Annotated in this window: 16 protein-coding genes; 1 reads left to right on the forward strand and 15 read right to left on the reverse strand. The window is 72.3% G+C overall.

The genetic code is table 11. From position 1 onward, the window contains the following. The first annotated feature begins 6 nt into the window (after window positions 1-6). Window positions 7-942, forward strand: a complete 936-nt coding sequence (locus tag ACIRVF_RS26925; RefSeq protein WP_402822846.1) for an AraC family transcriptional regulator — start codon at window positions 7-9, stop codon at window positions 940-942. 19 nt (window positions 943-961) lie between these two features. On the opposite strand, the gene ACIRVF_RS26930 is transcribed toward ACIRVF_RS26925, so the two are convergent. The 15 genes from ACIRVF_RS26930 to ACIRVF_RS27000 all read right to left on the reverse strand — a co-directional run bounded on the left by ACIRVF_RS26930 (window position 962) and on the right by ACIRVF_RS27000 (window position 18,609). Then, window positions 962-2,419: an aldehyde dehydrogenase family protein gene (locus tag ACIRVF_RS26930; protein ID WP_402822849.1), complete on the reverse strand. Its 1,458-nt coding sequence runs from the start codon at window positions 2,417-2,419 to the stop codon at window positions 962-964. Between the two features lie 48 nt (window positions 2,420-2,467). Continuing rightward, window positions 2,468-3,334: a helix-turn-helix domain-containing protein gene (locus tag ACIRVF_RS26935; protein ID WP_402822852.1), complete on the reverse strand. Its 867-nt coding sequence runs from the start codon at window positions 3,332-3,334 to the stop codon at window positions 2,468-2,470. A 504-nt stretch (window positions 3,335-3,838) separates the two neighbouring features. Continuing rightward, a complete protein-coding gene (locus ACIRVF_RS26940; RefSeq protein ID WP_402822855.1) occupies window positions 3,839-5,299 on the reverse strand; it encodes a glutamate synthase subunit beta in 1,461 nt (486 codons plus the stop codon). Then, a complete protein-coding gene (gltB, locus tag ACIRVF_RS26945) occupies window positions 5,292-9,893 on the reverse strand; it encodes a glutamate synthase large subunit (RefSeq protein ID WP_402823022.1) in 4,602 nt (1,533 codons plus the stop codon). The genes ACIRVF_RS26940 and gltB overlap by 8 nt, the downstream gene beginning before the upstream one ends. A gap of 461 nt (window positions 9,894-10,354) precedes the next feature. Next, entirely contained in the window at window positions 10,355-11,077 is a 723-nt protein-coding gene (locus ACIRVF_RS26950; protein ID WP_402823025.1) for a VIT1/CCC1 transporter family protein, read from the reverse strand. Window positions 11,078-11,239: 162 nt separating this feature from the next. After that, window positions 11,240-12,325, reverse strand: a complete 1,086-nt coding sequence (gene lgt, locus ACIRVF_RS26955) for a prolipoprotein diacylglyceryl transferase (RefSeq protein ID WP_402822858.1) — start codon at window positions 12,323-12,325, stop codon at window positions 11,240-11,242. Window positions 12,326-12,446: 121 nt separating this feature from the next. Beyond that, entirely contained in the window at window positions 12,447-13,310 is an 864-nt protein-coding gene (locus ACIRVF_RS26960; RefSeq protein ID WP_402822861.1) for a DsbA family protein, read from the reverse strand. A gap of 62 nt (window positions 13,311-13,372) precedes the next feature. Further along, window positions 13,373-13,912, reverse strand: coding sequence for a MauE/DoxX family redox-associated membrane protein (locus ACIRVF_RS26965; RefSeq protein WP_402822864.1), 540 nt, complete (start codon window positions 13,910-13,912; stop codon window positions 13,373-13,375). A 96-nt stretch (window positions 13,913-14,008) separates the two neighbouring features. Continuing rightward, on the reverse strand, window positions 14,009-14,254 hold the full coding sequence (locus ACIRVF_RS26970) for a hypothetical protein (RefSeq protein WP_402822867.1): 246 nt from the start codon (window positions 14,252-14,254) through the stop codon (window positions 14,009-14,011). 212 nt (window positions 14,255-14,466) lie between these two features. Beyond that, window positions 14,467-15,291 (reverse strand): tryptophan synthase subunit alpha, encoded by an 825-nt coding sequence (trpA, locus tag ACIRVF_RS26975; protein ID WP_402822870.1) that lies wholly within the window; start codon window positions 15,289-15,291, stop codon window positions 14,467-14,469. A gap of 2 nt (window positions 15,292-15,293) precedes the next feature. Beyond that, window positions 15,294-16,544 carry a tryptophan synthase subunit beta gene (trpB, locus tag ACIRVF_RS26980; RefSeq protein ID WP_402822873.1) on the reverse strand — a complete coding sequence of 417 codons (1,251 nt, stop codon included), beginning with the start codon at window positions 16,542-16,544 and terminating at the stop codon, window positions 15,294-15,296. Between the two features lie 50 nt (window positions 16,545-16,594). Beyond that, the gene (gene trpM, locus ACIRVF_RS26985) at window positions 16,595-16,744 is read right to left on the reverse strand and encodes a tryptophan biosynthesis modulator TrpM (protein WP_167395798.1); all 150 of its coding nucleotides are present in this window, start codon (window positions 16,742-16,744) and stop codon (window positions 16,595-16,597) included. 10 nt (window positions 16,745-16,754) lie between these two features. After that, entirely contained in the window at window positions 16,755-17,561 is an 807-nt protein-coding gene (gene trpC / locus ACIRVF_RS26990; RefSeq protein WP_402822876.1) for an indole-3-glycerol phosphate synthase TrpC, read from the reverse strand. Window positions 17,562-17,774: 213 nt separating this feature from the next. Next, window positions 17,775-18,215, reverse strand: a complete 441-nt coding sequence (locus ACIRVF_RS26995; protein WP_402822879.1) for a DUF2752 domain-containing protein — start codon at window positions 18,213-18,215, stop codon at window positions 17,775-17,777. A 118-nt stretch (window positions 18,216-18,333) separates the two neighbouring features. After that, window positions 18,334-18,609, reverse strand: coding sequence for an HGxxPAAW family protein (locus tag ACIRVF_RS27000; protein ID WP_402822882.1), 276 nt, complete (start codon window positions 18,607-18,609; stop codon window positions 18,334-18,336). Window positions 18,610-18,654 lie beyond the last annotated feature (45 nt).

Genomic DNA, 18,654 nt, shown 5'->3' on the forward strand with positions numbered 1-18,654 from the left:
CGGGCGATGGACATCCTGACCGAGGCACTGGCCTCGATGCGCACGGCGCACCCCGCGTCGGTGCGCACCGAGGGCCGCGCGCCCTGGGCCCTCCGGCTGCCCCCGGTGGCCGGAGCCGGCTTCCACGTGGTGCTGTACGGCACCTGCTGGATGGTCCCCGCCGACCCGGCCGCCGGTGGTAAGCCCGTCCCGCTCAGCCCCGGGGACGTGATCTTCCTGCGGGACGGCCGGGGCCACGTCCTGGCCGACACCCCGGACACCCCGCCGGTGGACGCCGGGGCCTGCCGGATCGACCACGACTCGCCGATCGGCACCCTGACGATCGGCGGCGACGGCGCCCGCACCAGCCTGCTGTGCGGCAACTACCACCTGGACCAGGGCCGCCCGCACCCGATGGTCCGCCAGCTGCCGGCCGTCATCCACCTGCCGACCAGGCACGGCCGTCATCCCGAACTGGCCGCCGCCGTCCAGCTGTTGGGCGCCGAGCTGGAGAACCCGCGGATCGGCTCGACGGGGATCGTCCCGGCCCTGATCGACTCGCTGCTGCTGTACGTCCTGCGGGCCTGGTTCGAGGACCAGCCCCCCGCGGCGGCCGCCGGCTGGGCGGCCGCCCTGCGGGACAGCGCGGTGGCACCCGCCCTGAACGCCATCCACGAGGCCCCGGCGACCGCCTGGACGGTGGAGTCCCTGGCGGACCGGGCGGGCCTGTCCCGGGCCGCGTTCGCCCGTCGTTTCACCTCGATGGTGGGCGAGCCGCCGATGGCGTACCTGACCCGCTGGCGGATGACCACCGCCGCCCGGCTGCTGCGCGAGTCGGAGGCGCCGCTGACGGCGGTGGCCGCGCAGACGGGGTACGGCTCGGAGTACGCCTTCGCGAAGGCGTTCAAGCGGGAGTTCGGCCGGGCCCCCGGCGGCTACCGCCGGGAGGCCCGCGCCGCGTGAACCGCCCTGCCCGCCGTCCCTAGAACGGGAACGGCGCCCGGCCGTGCTGTACCGAGATCCACTTCACCGTGGTGAAGGCGTCCACCGTGGACTCTCCGTTGAGCCGGCCGACTCCGGAGTTCTTCTCACCGCCGAACGGCACTCCGGGCTCGTCCGCGATGGTCCCGCCGTTGACGTGGATCATGCCGGTCTCGATCCGCCGGGCGACCCGCACCCCGCGCTCGACGTCCGCGGTGTGCACCGCGCCGCTGAGCCCGAAGGGCGTGTCGTTGGCGATCCGGACGGCCTCGTCCTCGCCGTCGAAGGGCACCAGCAGGGCCACCGGGCCGAAGAGTTCGCGCCGCAGGATGGGCGCGTCCTCGGCCAGGTCGGTGAGTACGGTGGGCGCCATGAGGCTGCCGGTCGTCTCCCCGCGCAGCAGCGCGGTGGCGCCGGCCGCGATCGCCCGGTCGACCTGGGCGTTGATCGCGTCGGCCTGGACGGAGTTGATCAGCGGGCCGATGTGGGTGGCCGGGTCCCGGGGATCGCCGACGGTCAGCGAGGCGGTCCTGGCGACGAACTTCTCGGTGAACTCGGCGAGCACGCTGCGGTCGACCAGCACCCGGTTGGCGGCCATGCAGACCTGGCCCTGGTGGACGAAGCGGCTGAACACGGCGGCGTCCACCGCGTAGTCGAGGTCGGCGTCGTCCAGCACGATCAGCGCGCTGTTGCCGCCGAGTTCCAGCACCGTCCGCTTGAAGTGGGCGGCGGCGACGGTGGCGACGTGCCGGCCGATCTGGTCGGAGCCGGTGAAGGAGATCACCTTGGGCACCGGGTGCTCCAGGAAGCTGTCGCCGATCTCCGCGATGTCGGTGATGACCACGTTCAGCAGGCCGGGCGGCAGGCCCGCGTCCTCGAAGAGCTTGGCGATCAGGCTGCCGCCGACGACCGGGGTCTCCTGGTGCGGCTTGAGCACCACGCCGTTGCCGAGCGCGAGCGCCGGGGCGACGGCCTTGAGGGCCAGGAACAGCGGGAAGTTGAACGGGCTGATCACGCCGACCACGCCGACCGGCAGCCGGAGCAGGCGGTTCTCCCTGCCGGGCGCGGTGGAGGGCAGCAGCCGCCCCTCGGAGGCCACCGACAGGTGCAGGCACTCCCGCAGCGTGTCCTTGACCAGGGACAGCTCGAAGCCCGCCTTGAGCGCGGTGCCGCCGAGCTCGGCCGTGATCGCCCGCACGATCTCGTCCTCGCGCTCCTCGACCAGCCGCAGCGCGCGTTCGAAGACCAGCCGCCGCTGGTACGGGTTGGTGGCGGCCCAGCCGCGCTGGGCGTGCTCGGCGGCACGGTAGGCCCGGTCGACCTCGGCGACGGTGGCCACCGTGATGGTGGCCAGCTTGTCACCGGTGTACGGGTCGACGTCGACGATGTCCCAGGAGCCGCTGCCGCCGCACCACTCGCCGTCGATGTACTGCAGCGCCAACTCGGAGAAGTACGACATCTGATCCCTCTCGTGCCCGACCTGATGGGACCTCATCGTACTGATGTGTCAAAGCTCTTGGCGTACGGAGTGCAGAAGCGCGCGGGTCGCCGCGGGCTCCAGGCTCTCGGCGAGCAGCCCGTCCATCGCCTGCCGGTAGGAGGCGACCTCGGCGGGCTTGTCCACGTAGAGCGCGGTGGTGAACTGCTCCAGGTAGACCACGTCGGCGAGTTCGGCCTCGCTGAAGCCCAGCACGCTGAACGCGCCGCTCTCGGCGCTCAGCGCGGCGCCGCCGAGGGGGCGCACCTGCAGCCGCACGTTGGGCAGTTCGGCGAGTTCGAGCAGCCGGTCGAGCTGGCCGCGCATCAGCTCCGGCCCGCCCCAGGGGCGGCGCAGCGCGGCCTCGTCGAGGACGGCGAGCAGCTCGGGCGGGTGTTCGGCGGTGAGCAGGTCCTGGCGCTTGCGGCGGACCTCGACCCGGCGTTCGATCTCCTCGTCCTGGAGGCCGTGGCAGCCGGCGGCGATGACGGCGCGGGCGTAGTCGGCGGTCTGCAGCAGCCCGTGGACGAACTGGACCTCGTAGCTGCGGATCTCGGCGGCGGCCTCCTCCAGGCCGAGGTAGTTCTGGAACCAGGCGGGCAGCACGTCGCCGTAGTCGTGCCACCAGGAGGTGGCGTTGGCCTCCCGGACGAGTCCGAGCACGTTGGCGCGTTCCTGTTCGGAGTCGACGCCGTAGAGGGTGAGGAGGTCGGCGACGTCGCGTTCCTTGAAGCCGACCCGGCCGAGTTCCATCCGGCTGATCTTGGACTCGGAGGCGCGGATGGAGTACCCGGCCTCCTCGCGGCTGACGCCCCTGGACTCGCGGAGCTTGCGCAGCTGGCTGCCGAGCAGCAGGCGCCGTACGGTGGCGCCTCCGCCTGCCTGAGTCGTGCCCATCGAAGTCAACCTCCGCACTCGCGCAGCCCCCCGGCCGTCGGCGGCAGTCTGCCACCTGGCACCGACGAACAACAGTCCGTCCCGGGGTGCGTTCCGGCCGCTGTGCGAAGCCTGGGAGGAAGCTGTGAGGCGGTTCCCGGGGCGGGTGCGAAGGCGCAGGTGGGGGCGCCGGTAAGAAGCGGGTGAGAGCGAAGGTGAGAAGCGCCTGGGAACGCGTCCGAAGCGCGCGGAAACCGTCCGGGAAGCCCGGGGGAACGCCCGGGAACGGGTGCGGCGAAGTTACCCGGGAACGGGCCCGGCGAAGCGCCCGCGAGCGGGCCCGGGGAGGCACTCGCGAACGGCCCCCGGGGAACGCGACGGCGCCCGCCCTCCAACTGGTCGGGGAAGAGGGCAGGCGCCAGGAGACCGCGTTGGCCCGGCGACGCTGGCGGGGGCAGCGGGTTGAGCTCCCGGCGATGCGGCGCCGGGGGTTCGGGGTGGGGCCGGTCGGACCGTCAGGGCCCGTCAGACCACCAGGGGGCGGTCCGTGGGCCGGATCGGGGCGGGAAGCGGGGTCTTGCCGCCCAGGTACTTGTCCACCGCGGCGGCGGCCGAACGGCCTTCCGCGATGGCCCAGACGATCAGCGACTGGCCTCGGCCGGCGTCTCCGCAGACGTACACGCCATCGACATTGGTGGCGAACCGGCCGTCGCGGGCAATGTTACCGCGCGCGTCGAGGTCCACTCCCAGCTGCTCGACCAGCCCGTTCTTCACGTCCGTCCCGGTGAAGCCCATGGCCAGGGTGACCAGCTGGGCCGGGATGGTCCGCTCGGTGCCGGGCACGGGCTCGAACCGGCCGTCCTTGAACTCGACCTCGACGAGGTGCAGTTCCTGGACGTTGCCGTCCTCGTCGCCGGTGAGGTGGGTGGTGTTGACGGAGTAGACCCGCTCGCCGCCCTCCTCGTGCGCGGAGGTGACCTTGTAGGTCATCGGCATGGTGGGCCACGGCTGGTGCCCGGGCCGCTCCTCGCCGGGGCGCGGCATGATCTCCAGCTGGGTGACGGACAGGGCGCCCTGGCGGTGGGCGGTGCCGACGCAGTCCGCGCCGGTGTCGCCGCCGCCGATCACGACCACGTGCTTGCCCTTGGCGCTGATCGGCGAGTCGACGAGGTCGCCCTCCTGCACCTTGTTGGCCAGCGGCAGGTACTCCATGGCCTGGTGGACGCCCTTGAGCTCGCGCCCGGGCACCGGGAGGTCGCGGGCGGTGGTGGCGCCGGCGGCGACCACGACGGCGTCGAAGCGCTCGCGCAGTTGCTGCCCGGTGATGTCCTCGCCGACGTGCACACCGGTGCGGAAGCGGGTGCCCTCCGCGCGCATCTGCTCGATGCGGCGGTTGATGTGGCGCTTCTCCATCTTGAACTCGGGGATGCCGTAGCGCAGCAGTCCGCCGATGCGGTCGGCGCGCTCGTACACCACCACGGTGTGGCCGGCCCGGGTGAGCTGCTGGGCGGCGGCCAGGCCGGCCGGGCCGGAGCCCACGACGGCGACGGTCTTGCCGGAGAGCCGCTCGGGGACCTGCGGGGTGACCCCGCCGCGGTCCCAGGCCTTGTCGATGATGGTGACCTCGACGTTCTTGATGGTCACCGCGTCCTGGTTGATGCCGAGCACGCAGGCCGACTCGCAGGGTGCCGGGCACAGCCGCCCGGTGAACTCCGGGAAGTTGTTGGTGGCGTGCAGCCGCTCGATGGCGCCGGTGAAGTCGTCGCGGTAGGCGAGGTCGTTCCACTCGGGGATGAGGTTCCCGAGCGGGCAGCCGTTGTGGCAGAAGGGGATGCCGCAGTCCATGCAGCGGCCGGCCTGCTGGGTGATGATCGGCAGGAGGCTGCGCTCGACGTAGACCTCGTTCCAGTCCCGGATGCGAACGTCCACGGGCCGGCGCTCGGCCAGTTGCTTGGGCGTGGTCAGGAAGCCCTTGGGGTCAGCCATGTGCCGCCTCCATCATCTTGCGAGTGGTCTCGGCCTCGGAGAGGCCATCGCGCTCAGCGGCGTCCTTGGCGGCGAGCACTGCCTTGTAGTCGGTCGGCATGATCTTGGAGAAGCGGGAGACCCCGCTGCCCCAGTCGGCCAGGAGCTCGGCGGCGACGGTGGAGCCGGTCTCCTCGTAGTGCTGCTGCACGGTCTCGCGCAGCCAGTCGCGGTCGGCGGCGGTGGGGGCCTCGATGCCCACCATGCCGTCGTTGACGTTGGCGGGGCGCAGGTCCAGGACGTACGCGATGCCGCCGGACATGCCGGCCGCGAGGTTGCGTCCGGTCTCGCCGAGGATGACGACCCGGCCGCCGGTCATGTACTCCAGGCCGTGGTCGCCGACGCCCTCGACGACGAGCGTCGCGCCGGAGTTGCGGACGGCGAAGCGCTCACCGGCCTTGCCGCGCAGGTGGATCCGGCCGGAGGTGGCGCCGTAGCCGATGGTGTTTCCGGCGATCACGTGGTTCTGGGCGTCGTTGCCGATGGCGGCGGCCTCGCGTGCCGGGCGGACCACGACCACGCCGCCGGAGAGGCCCTTGCCGACGTAGTCGTTGGCGTCGCCCTCCAGCCGCAGGGTGATCCCCTTGGGCAGGAAGGCGCCGAAGGACTGTCCGGCCGAGCCGGTGAAGGTGACGTCGATCGTCCCCTCCGGCAGGCCCTCGCCGCGGTACCGCTTGGTGACCTCGTGGCCGAGCATGGTGCCGACGGTGCGGTTGACGTTGCGGATCGGCAGCTCGAACCGGACCGACTCGCCGCGCTCCAGGGCGTCCTGGGCCAGCTCGATCAGCTGGTTGTCGAGGGCCTTGTCCAGGGCGTGGTCCTGGTCGGTGGTGCGGTGGCGGGCGGCGCCCTCGGGCAGTTCGGGCACGTGGAACAGCGGGGCCAGGTCGAGCCCGGCGGCCTTCCAGTGGTCGATCGCGGCCCGGGCGTCGATGTGCTCGGCGCGGCCGACGGCCTCCTCGATCGAGCGGAAGCCCAGCGAGGCCAGGATCTCCCGGACCTCCTCGGCGATGAACTCGAAGAAGTTGACGACGAATTCGGGCTTGCCGGAGAAGCGCTCGCGCAGCACCGGGTTCTGGGTGGCGACGCCGACCGGGCAGGTGTCCAGGTGGCAGACGCGCATCATGATGCAGCCGGAGACGACCAGCGGGGCGGTGGCGAAGCCGAACTCCTCGGCGCCGAGCAGCGCGGCGATGACGACGTCGCGGCCGGTCTTCAGCTGGCCGTCGGTCTGGACCACGATGCGGTCGCGCAGCCCGTTGAGCAGCAGGGTCTGCTGGGTCTCGGCGAGGCCGAGCTCCCAGGGGCCGCCGGCGTGCTTGAGCGAGGTGAGCGGCGAGGCGCCGGTGCCGCCGTCGTGGCCGGAGACCAGGACGACGTCGGCGTGCGCCTTGGACACGCCGGCCGCGACCGTCCCGACGCCGACCTCGGAGACCAGCTTCACGTGGATGCGGGCGGCCGGGTTGGCGTTCTTGAGGTCGTGGATCAGCTGGGCCAGGTCCTCGATCGAGTAGATGTCGTGGTGCGGCGGCGGGGAGATCAGGCCGACGCCCGGGGTGGAGTGCCGGGTCCGGGCGACCCACGGGTACACCTTGTGGCCGGGCAGCTGGCCGCCCTCGCCGGGCTTGGCGCCCTGGGCCATCTTGATCTGGATGTCGTCGGCGTTGACCAGGTACTCGGAGGTGACGCCGAACCGGCCGGAGGCGACCTGCTTGATCGCCGAGCGGCGCTCGGGGTCGTACAGGCGGTCCGGGTCCTCGCCGCCCTCACCGGTGTTGGACTTGCCGCCGAGGCGGTTCATCGCGATGGCGAGGGTCTCATGGGCCTCGCGGGAGATCGACCCGTACGACATGGCACCGGTGGAGAAGCGCTTGACGATCTCGGAGACCGGCTCGACCTCCTCGACCGGGATCGGCTCGCGGCCGAGGCCGTCCAGCTGGAACAGGCCGCGCAGCGTCATCAGGCGCTCGGACTGCTCGTTCACCCGGTCGGTGTACTGCTTGAAGATGTCGTACCGGCGGTTGCGGGTGGAGTGCTGGAGCCGGAAGACGGTGTCCGGGTCGAACAGGTGCGGCTCGCCCTCGCGGCGCCACTGGTACTCGCCGCCGATCTCCAGGGCGCGGTGGGCGGCCGGGATGCCGGAGGCCGGGTACGCCTTGGCGTGCCGGGCGGCGGTCTCGCGGGCGATCTCCTCCAGGCCGATGCCGCCGAGCTTGGTGGTGGTGCCGGCGAAGTAGCCGTCGACGAGGTCCTGGGAGAGGCCGATGGCCTCGAAGACCTGGGCACCGCGGTAGGAGGCGACGGTGGAGATGCCCATCTTGGACATCACCTTGAGGACGCCCTTGCCGAGCGCCTTGATCAGGTTCTTGATCGCCTTCTCGGGCTCGACGCCCTCGATGAAGACGCCCTGCGCGACGAGGTCCTCGACGGACTCCATCGCCAGGTACGGGTTGACCGCGCCGGCGCCGTAGCCGATCAGCAGGGCGACGTGGTGCACCTCGCGGACGTCACCGGCCTCGACCAGCAGCGACACCTGGGTGCGCTGCTTGGTGCGGATCAGGTGGTGGTGGATGGCGGAGGTGAGCAGCAGCGAGGGGATCGGGGCGTGCTCGGCGTCGGAGTGCCGGTCGGAGAGCACGATGATCCGGGCGCCGTCGGCGATCGCGGCGTCGGCCTCGGCGGCGATCGCGGTCAGGCGCGCGGCGAGGCCCTCGCCGCCGCCGGCGACCCTGTACAGGCCGGACAGGGTGACGGCCTTCAGCCCGGGCTGGTCACCGTCGGCGTTGATGTGGACGAGCTTGGCCAGCTCGTCGTTGTCGATCACCGGGAAGGTGATGCCGACCGAGCGGCAGGAGGCGGCCTCGGCGGTCAGCAGGTTGCCCTCGGGGCCGAGGTTGGACAGCAGCGAGGTGACGAGCTCCTCGCGGATGGCGTCCAGCGGCGGGTTGGTGACCTGCGCGAAGAGCTGCACGAAGTAGTCGAACAGCAGCCGCGGCTTCTCGCTCAGGGCGGCGATCGGCGAGTCGGTGCCCATCGAGCCGAGGGCCTCGGCGCCGGTGCGGGCCATCGGCGCGAGGATGACGCGCAGCTCCTCCTCGGTGTAGCCGAAGGTCTGCTGGCGGCGGGTGACGGAGGCGTGGGTGTGGGCGATGTGCTCGCGCTCGGGGAGCTTGGCGAGCTGGATCTGCCCGCCGGTGACCCACTCCTCGTAGGGGTGCTCGGCGGCCAGGGCGGCCTTGATCTCCTCGTCGGGGACGATCCGGTTCTCGTCGAGGCAGACCAGGAACATCTTGCCGGGCTGCAGGCGGCCCTTCTGGACGACCTTCTGCTGGTCGATGTCGAGGACGCCGACCTCGGAGGAGAGCACGACCAGGCCGTCCTCGGTGACCCAGTAGCGGGCCGGGCGCAGGCCGTTGCGGTCGAGCACGGCGCCGATCCGGGTGCCGTCGGTGAAGGTGACGCAGGCCGGGCCGTCCCAGGGCTCCATCAGGTTGGAGTGGTACTGGTAGAACGCGCGGCGGGCCGGGTCCATGGTGGCGTGGTTCTCCCACGCCTCCGGGATCATCATCAGCACCGAGTGCGGCAGCGAGCGGCCGCCGAGGTGGAGCAGCTCCAGGACCTCGTCGAAGGAGGCGGAGTCGGAGTGGTCCGGGGTGCAGATCGGGAAGATCCGCTCCAGGCCCTGCCCGTTCTTGTTGGCGGGGATCAGGTCGGTCGCGAGCTGGGACTCCCGGGCGTGCATCCAGTTGCGGTTGCCCTTGACCGTGTTGATCTCGCCGTTGTGCGCGACGAAGCGGTAGGGGTGGGCGAGCGGCCAGCTCGGGAAGGTGTTGGTGGAGAACCGCGAGTGCACCAGGCCGATGGCGGACGCGTAGGTGCGGTCCGACAGGTCGGGGAAGAAGGGCTCCAGCTGGCCGGTGGTCAGCATGCCCTTGTAGACGATGGTGCGGGCGGACAGCGACGGGAAGTACACCCCGGCCTCGCGTTCGGCCCGCTTGCGGACGACGAAGGCGACGCGGTCCAGCTCGATGCCGGCCTTCTCGCCGTGCGCCAGGAAGAGCTGCCGGAAGCGGGGCATCACGCTGCGCGCGGTGGCGCCGAGCAGGTCCGGGGTGACCGGCACGTCGCGCCAGCCGAGGACGGTCAGGTCCTCCTCGGCGGCGATCGCCTCGATCTGCGCGACGGCGGCGGCGTCGGCGGCGTCCTCGTCCGGCAGGAAGGCGATGCCGACGGCGTAGGAGCCGGCGGCCGGGAGCTCGAAGGAGACCTTCCCGCGCAGGAAGGCGTCCGGGATCTGGGTGAGGATGCCCGCGCCGTCACCGGAGTCCGGCTCGGCGCCGGTGGCGCCGCGGTGCTCCAGGTTGCGCAGGACGTTCAGCGCCTGCTCGACGATCGTGTGGTCGGCGATGCCCGTCAGCGTGGCGACGAAACCGACGCCACAGGCGTCGTGCTCGTTTCGCGGGTCGTACAGGCCCTGAGCAGCAGGTCGCGCATCCGGCACGAGCGCGTACGGCTGGCGGGCGGCGCCGGCCTGGGGCTCGTTGGCGGAGTGCATGGATGCAGACAGCATCGGCTCTCCCGTCGTCGTCTTTCGGCAAGTTGGTGCAAGTAGGGACGACGTTGGCCCTGATGCGGTGGTGCGGTGGTGCGATGTCGTGCAAGTTACATGGTTGCCCAGGATCCCGAGAAGCGGAATGCCCCGTCCACATGGCGGACGGACGCGCAGGTCAGCGGGCTGGAGGAAGAGGACGTGCCACAGTGCACGTCCCGACGATTGTGCCCAACGACCTACGGCCCGAAACAGGGGCGAAACCGGATCGCCACACAAGCCGATCATGGGCACCTGGGAATCCATTCCGAGACCGGCCCCGCCGGATGCGATTCCGCGGCTCCGAGGGCCGGATGGTGAGACGAAGCCGGGCAGCGCGCGACGTCCATGTGTGAAACGTCACGCACTGCCCGGCATAACCATGCAGTCTCGTCGACCGGCCGTCGCCCCGCCCGGGCATCCGCGGGCTACCCGACGTGCCCGCCGATCAGCACCCCGAGAAGGTACGTCACCCCGGCCGCGGCCCCGCCCAGCACCAGCTGCCGCAGCCCGCTGAACCACCAGCTGCGCGCCGTCACCCGGGCCACCACCGCGCCGCAGCCGAACAGGCCGAGCGCCGCGAGCACCAGCGCGGGCAACAGCGAGGTGGCCCCCAGCAGGTACGGCAGCAGCGGCAGCAGTGCGCCGAGCGCGAAGCACAGGAAGGACGAGCCGGCCGCGACCAGCGGCGAGGGCAGGTCGCCGGGGTCGATCCCCAGCTCCTCCCGCGCGTGGATCTCCAGCGCCAGCTCGGGGTCCCGGGACAGCTGCCGGGCCACCTCGTGGGCGAGCTCCGGGTCCACCCCGCGCGAGACGTACAGCTGCGCCAGCTCGGCGAGCTCGCCGTGCGGGTTGCGGCTCAGCTCCAGCCGCTCGGCCTCGATCTCGGCCTGCACCAGCTCCCGCTGCGAGGCCACCGAGGTGTACTCCCCCGCCGCCATCGAGCAGGCACCGGCCGCCAGGCCCGCCAGCCCGGTGAGGATCACCGTGCCGTTGGACACCGCCCCGCCGACCACACCGGTCATCAGCGCGAAGTTGGACACCAGGCCGTCCACCGCGCCGAAGACCGCGGGCCGCAGCCAGCCGCCGTTGACGTCCCGGTGGTGGTCGGCCGCGGGTATCCGCGGGTGCTGGACCGGCTCGGCTTCCAGGGTGCTCGCAGTCACGGTTCTTCCCCTCGGTCTTTGGTTCGTCACCACGACCGTAGCCCGCCTGACCTGGGCATTTCCAGCAAGATAAGGCTTCCCGAACGATGCTGAGGCTGCCCTTCGCAAGCTTCGCGAAGGGCAGCCTCAGTCAGCGGAAGTGCCTGCTCAGACGGGGTTCCCGGCGTCCTTGCCGGTCTTCTCGGCGGCCGCGGAGGCCGTGACGGCCGGCTGCGGGTCCGCTTCCTCGCCCCCGTCGCCGTCCACGATCCGGGACGGCTTCTCCCCGTCGACCTTCTCGCTCGGCTCCTCGCCCTTCGCCTTCCCCCCGGCGGGCTTCTCGCCGGCCGCCTCGTGCGCGGCCGCCCTCTCCCCGGCCGCCTTCTCCCCGGCCGCCTTCTCCCCGGCCTGCTCCGCCTCGGCGTGCGCCGCCGGGTCGATGCTCGCCGGGTCCTCGCGCCCGGGCCGCTTCTTCCCGACGATCACGAAGTACGCCACGGCGCCGAGGAACACCACGATCGACGTCCAGTCGTTGAGCCGCAGGCCGAAGTAGACGTGCGCCTCGTCGATCCGCAGCCACTCGGTCCAGAACCGGCCCACCGTGTACGCGGCCACGTACAGGGCGAACGCCCGGCCGTGTCCCAGCTTCCAGCGCCGGTCGGCCCAGATCACCAGCAGCGCGACGGCCACGTCCCAGATCGACTCGTACAGGAAGGTCGGGTGGAAGACCCCGCTCACGACCTCGCCGTCGGGCAGCACCTTGTGGATCTCCAGGCCCCAGGGCAGCGTGGTCGGCCGCCCGTACAGCTCCTGGTTGAAGTAGTTGCCCCAGCGGCCCATCGCCTGAGCGAGCGCGATGCCCGGCGCGATGGCGTCGGCGTACGCCGGCAGCGGCACGCCGCGGCGGCGGCAGCCGATCCAGGCGCCGACCGCGCCCAGCGCGACCGCGCCCCAGATCCCGAGGCCGCCCTCCCAGATCTTGAAGGCGTTCCAGGGGTTCTTCCCCTCGCCGAAGTACAGCTGGTGGTCGGTGATCACGTGGTACAGCCGGCCGCCGACCAGGCCGAACGGCACGGCCCAGACGGCGATGTCACCGACGGTGTGCTTGGCACCGCCCCGGGCGACCCAGCGCTTGCTGCCGAGCCAGACGGCTGCGACGACCCCGAGGATGATGCAGAAGGCGTAGGCGCGCAGCGGGATCGGTCCGAGGTAGAGGACGCCCCGCGACGGGCTGGGAATGTAGGCGATATCCATGGCGGTTCCGACGCTACAGGGTCCGACGCCCCGCTCGGGCACCCCCGGGGTCACAGAAACCGAACAACGGACGCCGTCGCCCCCCTCCCGGCCGGAAGGGGGGCGACGGCGGTGCGGTGGCTCAGCCCGCCGCCGGTGACGGGTTGTTGGCCTCCGAGGCGGCCGCGGTGGGCGCCGGGGTCTGCCCGTTCGAGCCCGTCGTGCCCAGCTGCTTGCCCTGGTTGGCGGCGTCCACCCACTTCGCCAGGTTCGCCGGGGTGATGTCCTCGTCGCCGTTCTTCGGGTAGATCGGCTTGCCGTTGAGCAGCACGGTCGGGGTCGACTTGTAGCTGGACCTGTCGAAGTCCTGCTGCACGGCCGACACCCACCCGCCGTACTTGTTGTCGTTGACGCAGGCCTGGAACTCGGGCGTGTCCAGCCCGTTCACCTGCTTCGCCAGGTTGAGCAGCACCGCCTTGTTGCCGAAGGCGTCGTTGGTCTCGTCCGGCTGGTTGCGGTACAGCACGTCGTGGAAGTCCCGGAAGTGCCCGGCGTCCTGGGCGCAGCCCAGCGCGTTGGCGCCGTTCTTGGAGCCCTTGCCCGGCAGCGACCGGTCGATGAAGGAGACGATGTGGGCGTTGGTGTAGATCTTCCCGGCGTCCTCCAGCTGGTCGATGGTCGCCGAGAACTCGCGCTCGAACATGCCGCAGGCCGGACAGCGCGGGTCCTCGTACACCGTGAGGACGGACGGCGCGTTGCTCGCGCCGACCGGGACCACCAGGTTCTTGTCGCCGATCGTCCCGGCCGGGGCGGCGGTCGGGGTCTCCGGCTTGGAGCGCTGGTTCTGCACCACGACGCCGGTGGCCGCCGCGGCGACGATCACCGCGAGCACGGCCCCGCCGACGATCAGCTTCTTCCTGCGCCGGGAGGTGGCCTCCTCGACCGCCCGCTGCTCCAGCATCCGCTCGCGGGCGGTGCGCTTGCCTTCTCGGTTCTTCTCGCTCATTGCGTTGACATCCACGGTCGGGTGGCCTTCGTCTGGTGCGGGGATGGGAATGGCCGGACGGTTCAGCTCGCCAGCCAGCCGTCGGCCGAGAGCCGGGTGCGGGGCCGCCACAGCAGCCACCCGGCCAGCAGCAGGAACCCGGCGTCGCGCAGGATCTCCTGGAGGTACTCGGTCTGCGAGGCGTCGACGTGTCCGCCGCCGCCGAAGCAGCCGCAGTCGATCGAGATGCCGCGCGCCCAGGCCGAGGAGATCCCGGCGATGAAGGTGAGCAGCAGCAGCGCGGAGACCCCGGCCACCAGCCGGACGCCGAGCCCGGTCACCAGCAGCAGGGCGAGCGCCAGCTCCAGGAAGGGCAGCCCGTAGCCGATGGGCTTGACCAGGCCCTCGGGCAGGATCTCGTACGCCCGGACGGCCTGGGCGGCCTCCGCCGGATCGGCGATCTTGGCCAGTCCGGCCCACCCCCAGACCACCGCCAGGCCGAGCCGCGCGGCCGTGCCCAGCCACTCGTTCCAGGCCGGCAGCGGCCGCCGCGCCGGTGCGGATTCACCGGGCTGCGCTGCCGGGCCGGCCATCAGGGAACCCCCGTCGGGAAACTCGTTCACTCCCTGATGAACCGTAAGGGATGAAGGGCGGTTCCTCCGGATTCAGGAATTAAGCCGGATGAGTGACGTTCCGTCCGGTTTCCTCGAACAGTTGCGTCAACGGCAGCCCGGCAGCCGCCCCGGGTCGAACAGCTCCGGCCGCCCCTCGTGCTGCGCCCCGGCCGCCCGCTCGGCCGCGTCCCAGCGCGCCGCCTCGGCGCAGGCCACCGCGTCCCGCTCCGCCCGCTCGGCGCCCCGCTTGGCCAGCGCCTGCCCCACCTCGGTGTGCGCGCCGACCGCGGCGCCCAGGGCCAGCGCGGCAGCCGCCGCCCGCAGCAGCACGGCCCGATGAAGACCCGCCACCGGCGCTCACCCCTTTCGCTCGCTCGGCTACCCCCGTGCACGTTGTCCGTGCACTCGTCCCTCCACTCAACGCCGGTCAATCCCGCCTGATGCGTGTCGCCGTCAGTGTTCACCCGTTCGGGGCCGCCCCGAAGCTGACGGCGGGGAACCGGGCCCGCGCAGCGGAACGGCCCGCCACCCCCGGAGGGGTGGCGGGCCGTCACCGGCAGACCTCAGCGCCTGCGCACTCCGGCGGCGAGCTCACCGGCGAGCGCCCGGACACCGTCCAGGGCCGCCGCCTCGTCCTCGCCGGCGTCCAGGATCCGCTTCACGAACGCCGACCCCACGATCACCCCGTCCGCGAACCGGGCGACCTCCGCCGCCTGCTCCGCGTTCGAGACCCCGAGACCGACGCACACCGGCAGGTCCGTCGTGGCCCGGGTGCGGGCGACCAGGTCCTCGGCCAGCGACCCGACCGCCGACCGGGTGCCGGTCACGCCCATCACCGCGGCCGCGTACACGAAGCCGCTGCCCGCGGCGGTGACCTCGGCCAGTCGCGCGTCCTTGCTGCTGGGGGCGACCACGAACACGGTGTCCAGCCCGTGCGCGTCCGCCGCCGTGCGCCACTCCCCGGACTCCTCCACCGGCAGGTCCGGCAGGATGCAGCCCGCCCCGCCGGCCGCGGCGAGGTCGGCCGCGAAGCGCGCCACCCCGTAGCGGTCGACCGGGTTCCAGTACGTCATGACCAGCACCGGCGTGTCGGGGTGAGCCGCCGCGACCTCCTGGACGGTGCGCAGCACGTCCTTGATCCGAACCCCGCCGCGCAGCGCGACGTCGTCGGCGGTCTGGATGACGGCGCCGTCCAGGACCGGGTCGGAGTGCGGCAGCCCGATCTCGACGACGTCGCAGCCGCCCTCGATCAGCGCGCCGACCGCCCGGATCCCGCCGTCGACGGTGGGGAACCCGGCGGGGAGGTAGCCGATCAGCGCGGCCCGGCCCTCGGCCTCGGCGGCCTTCAGACGGACACCGAGCTTGCCGGTGGTGAGCTTCGAAGCCATGATCACTTACCCCCCTCGGCGCGGTCGCCAGCCGGCTCGTCGTACAGCCCGAAGTACTGGGCCGCGGTGTGCATGTCCTTGTCCCCGCGCCCGGAGAGCGAGACCAGGATGGTCGCCTCCGGCCCGAGCTCGCGGCCCAGGTCCAGGGCGCCGGCGAGCGCGTGGGCGCTCTCGATGGCCGGGATGATGCCCTCGGTGCGGGACAGCAGGCGCAGCGCCTGCATGGCCGCGTCGTCCGTCACCGGCCGGTACTCGGCCCGTCCGGTGTCCTTCAGCCAGGCGTGCTCCGGGCCGACGCCCGGGTAGTCGAGCCCGGCCGAGATGGAGTGCGACTCGATGGTCTGCCCGTCCTCGTCCTGGAGGACGTACGTGCGGGAGCCGTGCAGCACTCCCGGGTCGCCCTTGGTCAGGGTCGCGGCGTGCTTGGGAGTGTCGGCGCCCTCGCCGGCCGCCTCGCAGCCGATCAGCCGCACCCCGGCGTCCGGGATGAACTCGTGGAAGATCCCCATCGCGTTGGAGCCGCCGCCGACGCACGCGACGACCGCGTCGGGCAGCCGCCCGGTGCGGTCGAGCACCTGCCGGCGGGCCTCGACGCCGATGATCCGGTGGAAGTCGCGGACCATCATCGGGAAGGGGTGCGGCCCGGCGACGGTCCCGAACAGGTAGTGGGTGGAGTCGACGTTGGCGACCCAGTCGCGGAAGGCCTCGTTGATGGCGTCCTTGAGCGTCCGGCTGCCGGACCTGACGGCGATCACCTCGGCGCCGAGCATCCGCATCCGGGCGACGTTGAGCGCCTGGCGCTCGGTGTCGACCTCGCCCATGTAGATGGTGCAGTCGAAGCCGAACAGGGCGCAGGCGGTGGCGGTGGCCACTCCGTGCTGGCCGGCGCCGGTCTCGGCGATGATCCGGGTCTTGCCCATCCGCTTGGTGAGCAGGGCCTGGCCCAGCACGTTGTTGATCTTGTGCGAGCCGGTGTGGTTGAGGTCCTCGCGCTTGAGCAGGATGCGCGCGCCGCCCGCCTCGGCGGAGAAGCGGTGCACGTCGGTCAGCGGGCTCGGGCGGCCGGTGTAGTCCTTCAGCAGCCCGTCGAGCTCGGCGGCGAAGGCCGGGTCGGCCTTGGCCTTCTCGTACTCCTCGGCGACCTGTTCGACCGCGGCGACCAGCGCCTCGGGGATGAAGCGGCCGCCGTACGCGCCGAAGTAGCCGCGGGCGTCCGGCACCTGGGCGCCGGGCAGGTAGTCCTTCTCGGACATGGTGGTTTCCCTTGCGGAGATGGATGACGGTGACGTCTGGTCGGCTGGGTTCAGCCGTGCGTCACGCGCCATCGCCGCCCCGGCACCTGGCCCGGCTCGCAGCCGATCACGTACCGCACCCGGCGCCCCAGCACCCGGCGTGCGGGCGCGCGACAGCCGCGCGGGCGGCAGCCGGGGGCGAGTCGGGTGGCGATCTTCATCCGGGCCGCGTCAGTCCTTGTGCCGGACGGCCGGGTGGGCGCCGGCCGCGACCAGGTCGGCGACCGCGGCCCGCGGGTCCTTGCCGGTCACCAGCGACTCGCCGACCAGCACCGCGTCGGCACCGAGGTTGGCGTAGTTGATCACGTCCAGCGGGCCGCGCACACCGGACTCGGCGACCTTGACGACGCCGTCCGGGATGGCGTGCACCACGTTCTCGAACGTGCTGCGATCGACCTCCAGGGTCTTCAGGTTGCGGGCGTTGACGCCGATGATCCGCGCCCCGGCGTCCACCGCGCGCTTGATCTCGTCCTCGTCGTGCACCTCGACCAGCGGGGTCAGGCCGATCGACTCCGCGCGCTCGATCAGCGACACCAGGGCCGGCTGATCCAGGGCGGCGACGATCAGCAGCGCGAGGTCGGCGCCGTGGGCGCGGGCCTCCCACAGCTGGTAGGCGGTGACGATGAAGTCCTTGCGCAGCACCGGGGTGTCCACCGCGGCGCGGACCGCGTCCAGGTCGGCGAGCGACCCGCCGAAGCGGCGCTGCTCGGTCAGCACGCTGATCGCGGCGGCACCACCGGCCGCGTAGTCGCGGGCCAGGGCGGCCGGATCGGCGATCGAGGCCAACGCGCCCTTGGACGGGCTGGAGCGCTTCACCTCGCAGATCACCCGGACCCCGTCGCCCTTGAGGGCGGCGACGCCGTCCTTGGCCTCCGGGGCCTTGGCCGCGAGCGCCTTGAGCTCGTCCAGGGAGACCCGGTCCTGCCGCTCGGCGAGGTCCTCGCGGACCCCTTCGATGATCGAGTCGAGCACACTCACTCAGGAGCCCCCATCATTTCTGCTGGTTCGCCAGCGCGAGCCGGACGGGCGGGGGCCCGTCGGCACTTCGATGGTATCGGCACCCGGGACGCGCAGCGCATCCGCCCGGTCCGCGTCTCGCGGACCGGGACACTCCCCGCGACGGCTCCCAACTGCGGCTTCACCGGCCCTCCACCGCCTTCCGGCGGGGCCGGGAACCACCGGCCGGGCCGTTCAGACCACCGGCGGCGCCAGCCCCGCCCCGATCGGCAGGTTGCGCACCACCTCGAAGACCAGCACCAGCAGACCGATCAGCGCCCAGCGCCGGGCCCCGACCGAGACCCTGACCGGCGGTCCGAGGGTCAGTGCCGCCCAGACCCAGCGCAGCCACAGCACCCCCAGGACGCCGAACAGCAGGACGGCCAGCGCGTTGTCGTGCAGCGCGCCGGTGAGGTCCCCGTGGGCCAGCGCGTGGACGCAGCGCAGGCCCCCGCAGCCGGGGCACCACCAGCCGGTGGCGGTCAGGAAGGGGCAGTCGGGGTAGTGCCCGGGGGCGTTCGGGTCCACCACCGCGACGTACCCGGCGGGGACGGCCACCGCCGCCAGCGCGGCCAGCGGCGGGCCCGTCCGGCGCAGCACGGGCGGCGGGGCGGAGGTGGTGGGAGCGGCGTTCACGCCCCGATTGTGCCCGCGCCGGGCCCGGGCAGAACGAAACGGCGGGCGCGGCGCGCCCGCCGTTCGGGTGTACGAATCCCCGGCCGTCCGAGGTCCGTACCGGGAGTACCGGCCGTCGTCAGGCGGCGACGGTCGCGCGGGCCTCGACGGCCGCCTTGCGCGCCGCGGTCTGCTCCTCGACCGACTTGTAGACGTTGGTGCTGGCCTGCTTGCCCATGCCCGCCATCGACATGGCCTTGCCGACGATGCCGCCCACGAGGACGACCGCCAGACCGGCCCAGACCAGCAGCGGCGACGGCAGGATCATCGCGACGCCCGCGATGCCGAAGCCGGCGAAGGAGATGATGACGCCGGTCCAGGCGGCGGGGTTGTGGCCGTGTGCAGCTGCTGACATCGATGGTGCTCCTAGGCTCTCGGGGCCCGGCCGGGCCTGCGGGGC

It is taken from the genome of Kitasatospora sp. NPDC101157, assembly GCF_044768255.1.
Taxonomy (GTDB): domain Bacteria; phylum Actinomycetota; class Actinomycetes; order Streptomycetales; family Streptomycetaceae; genus Kitasatospora.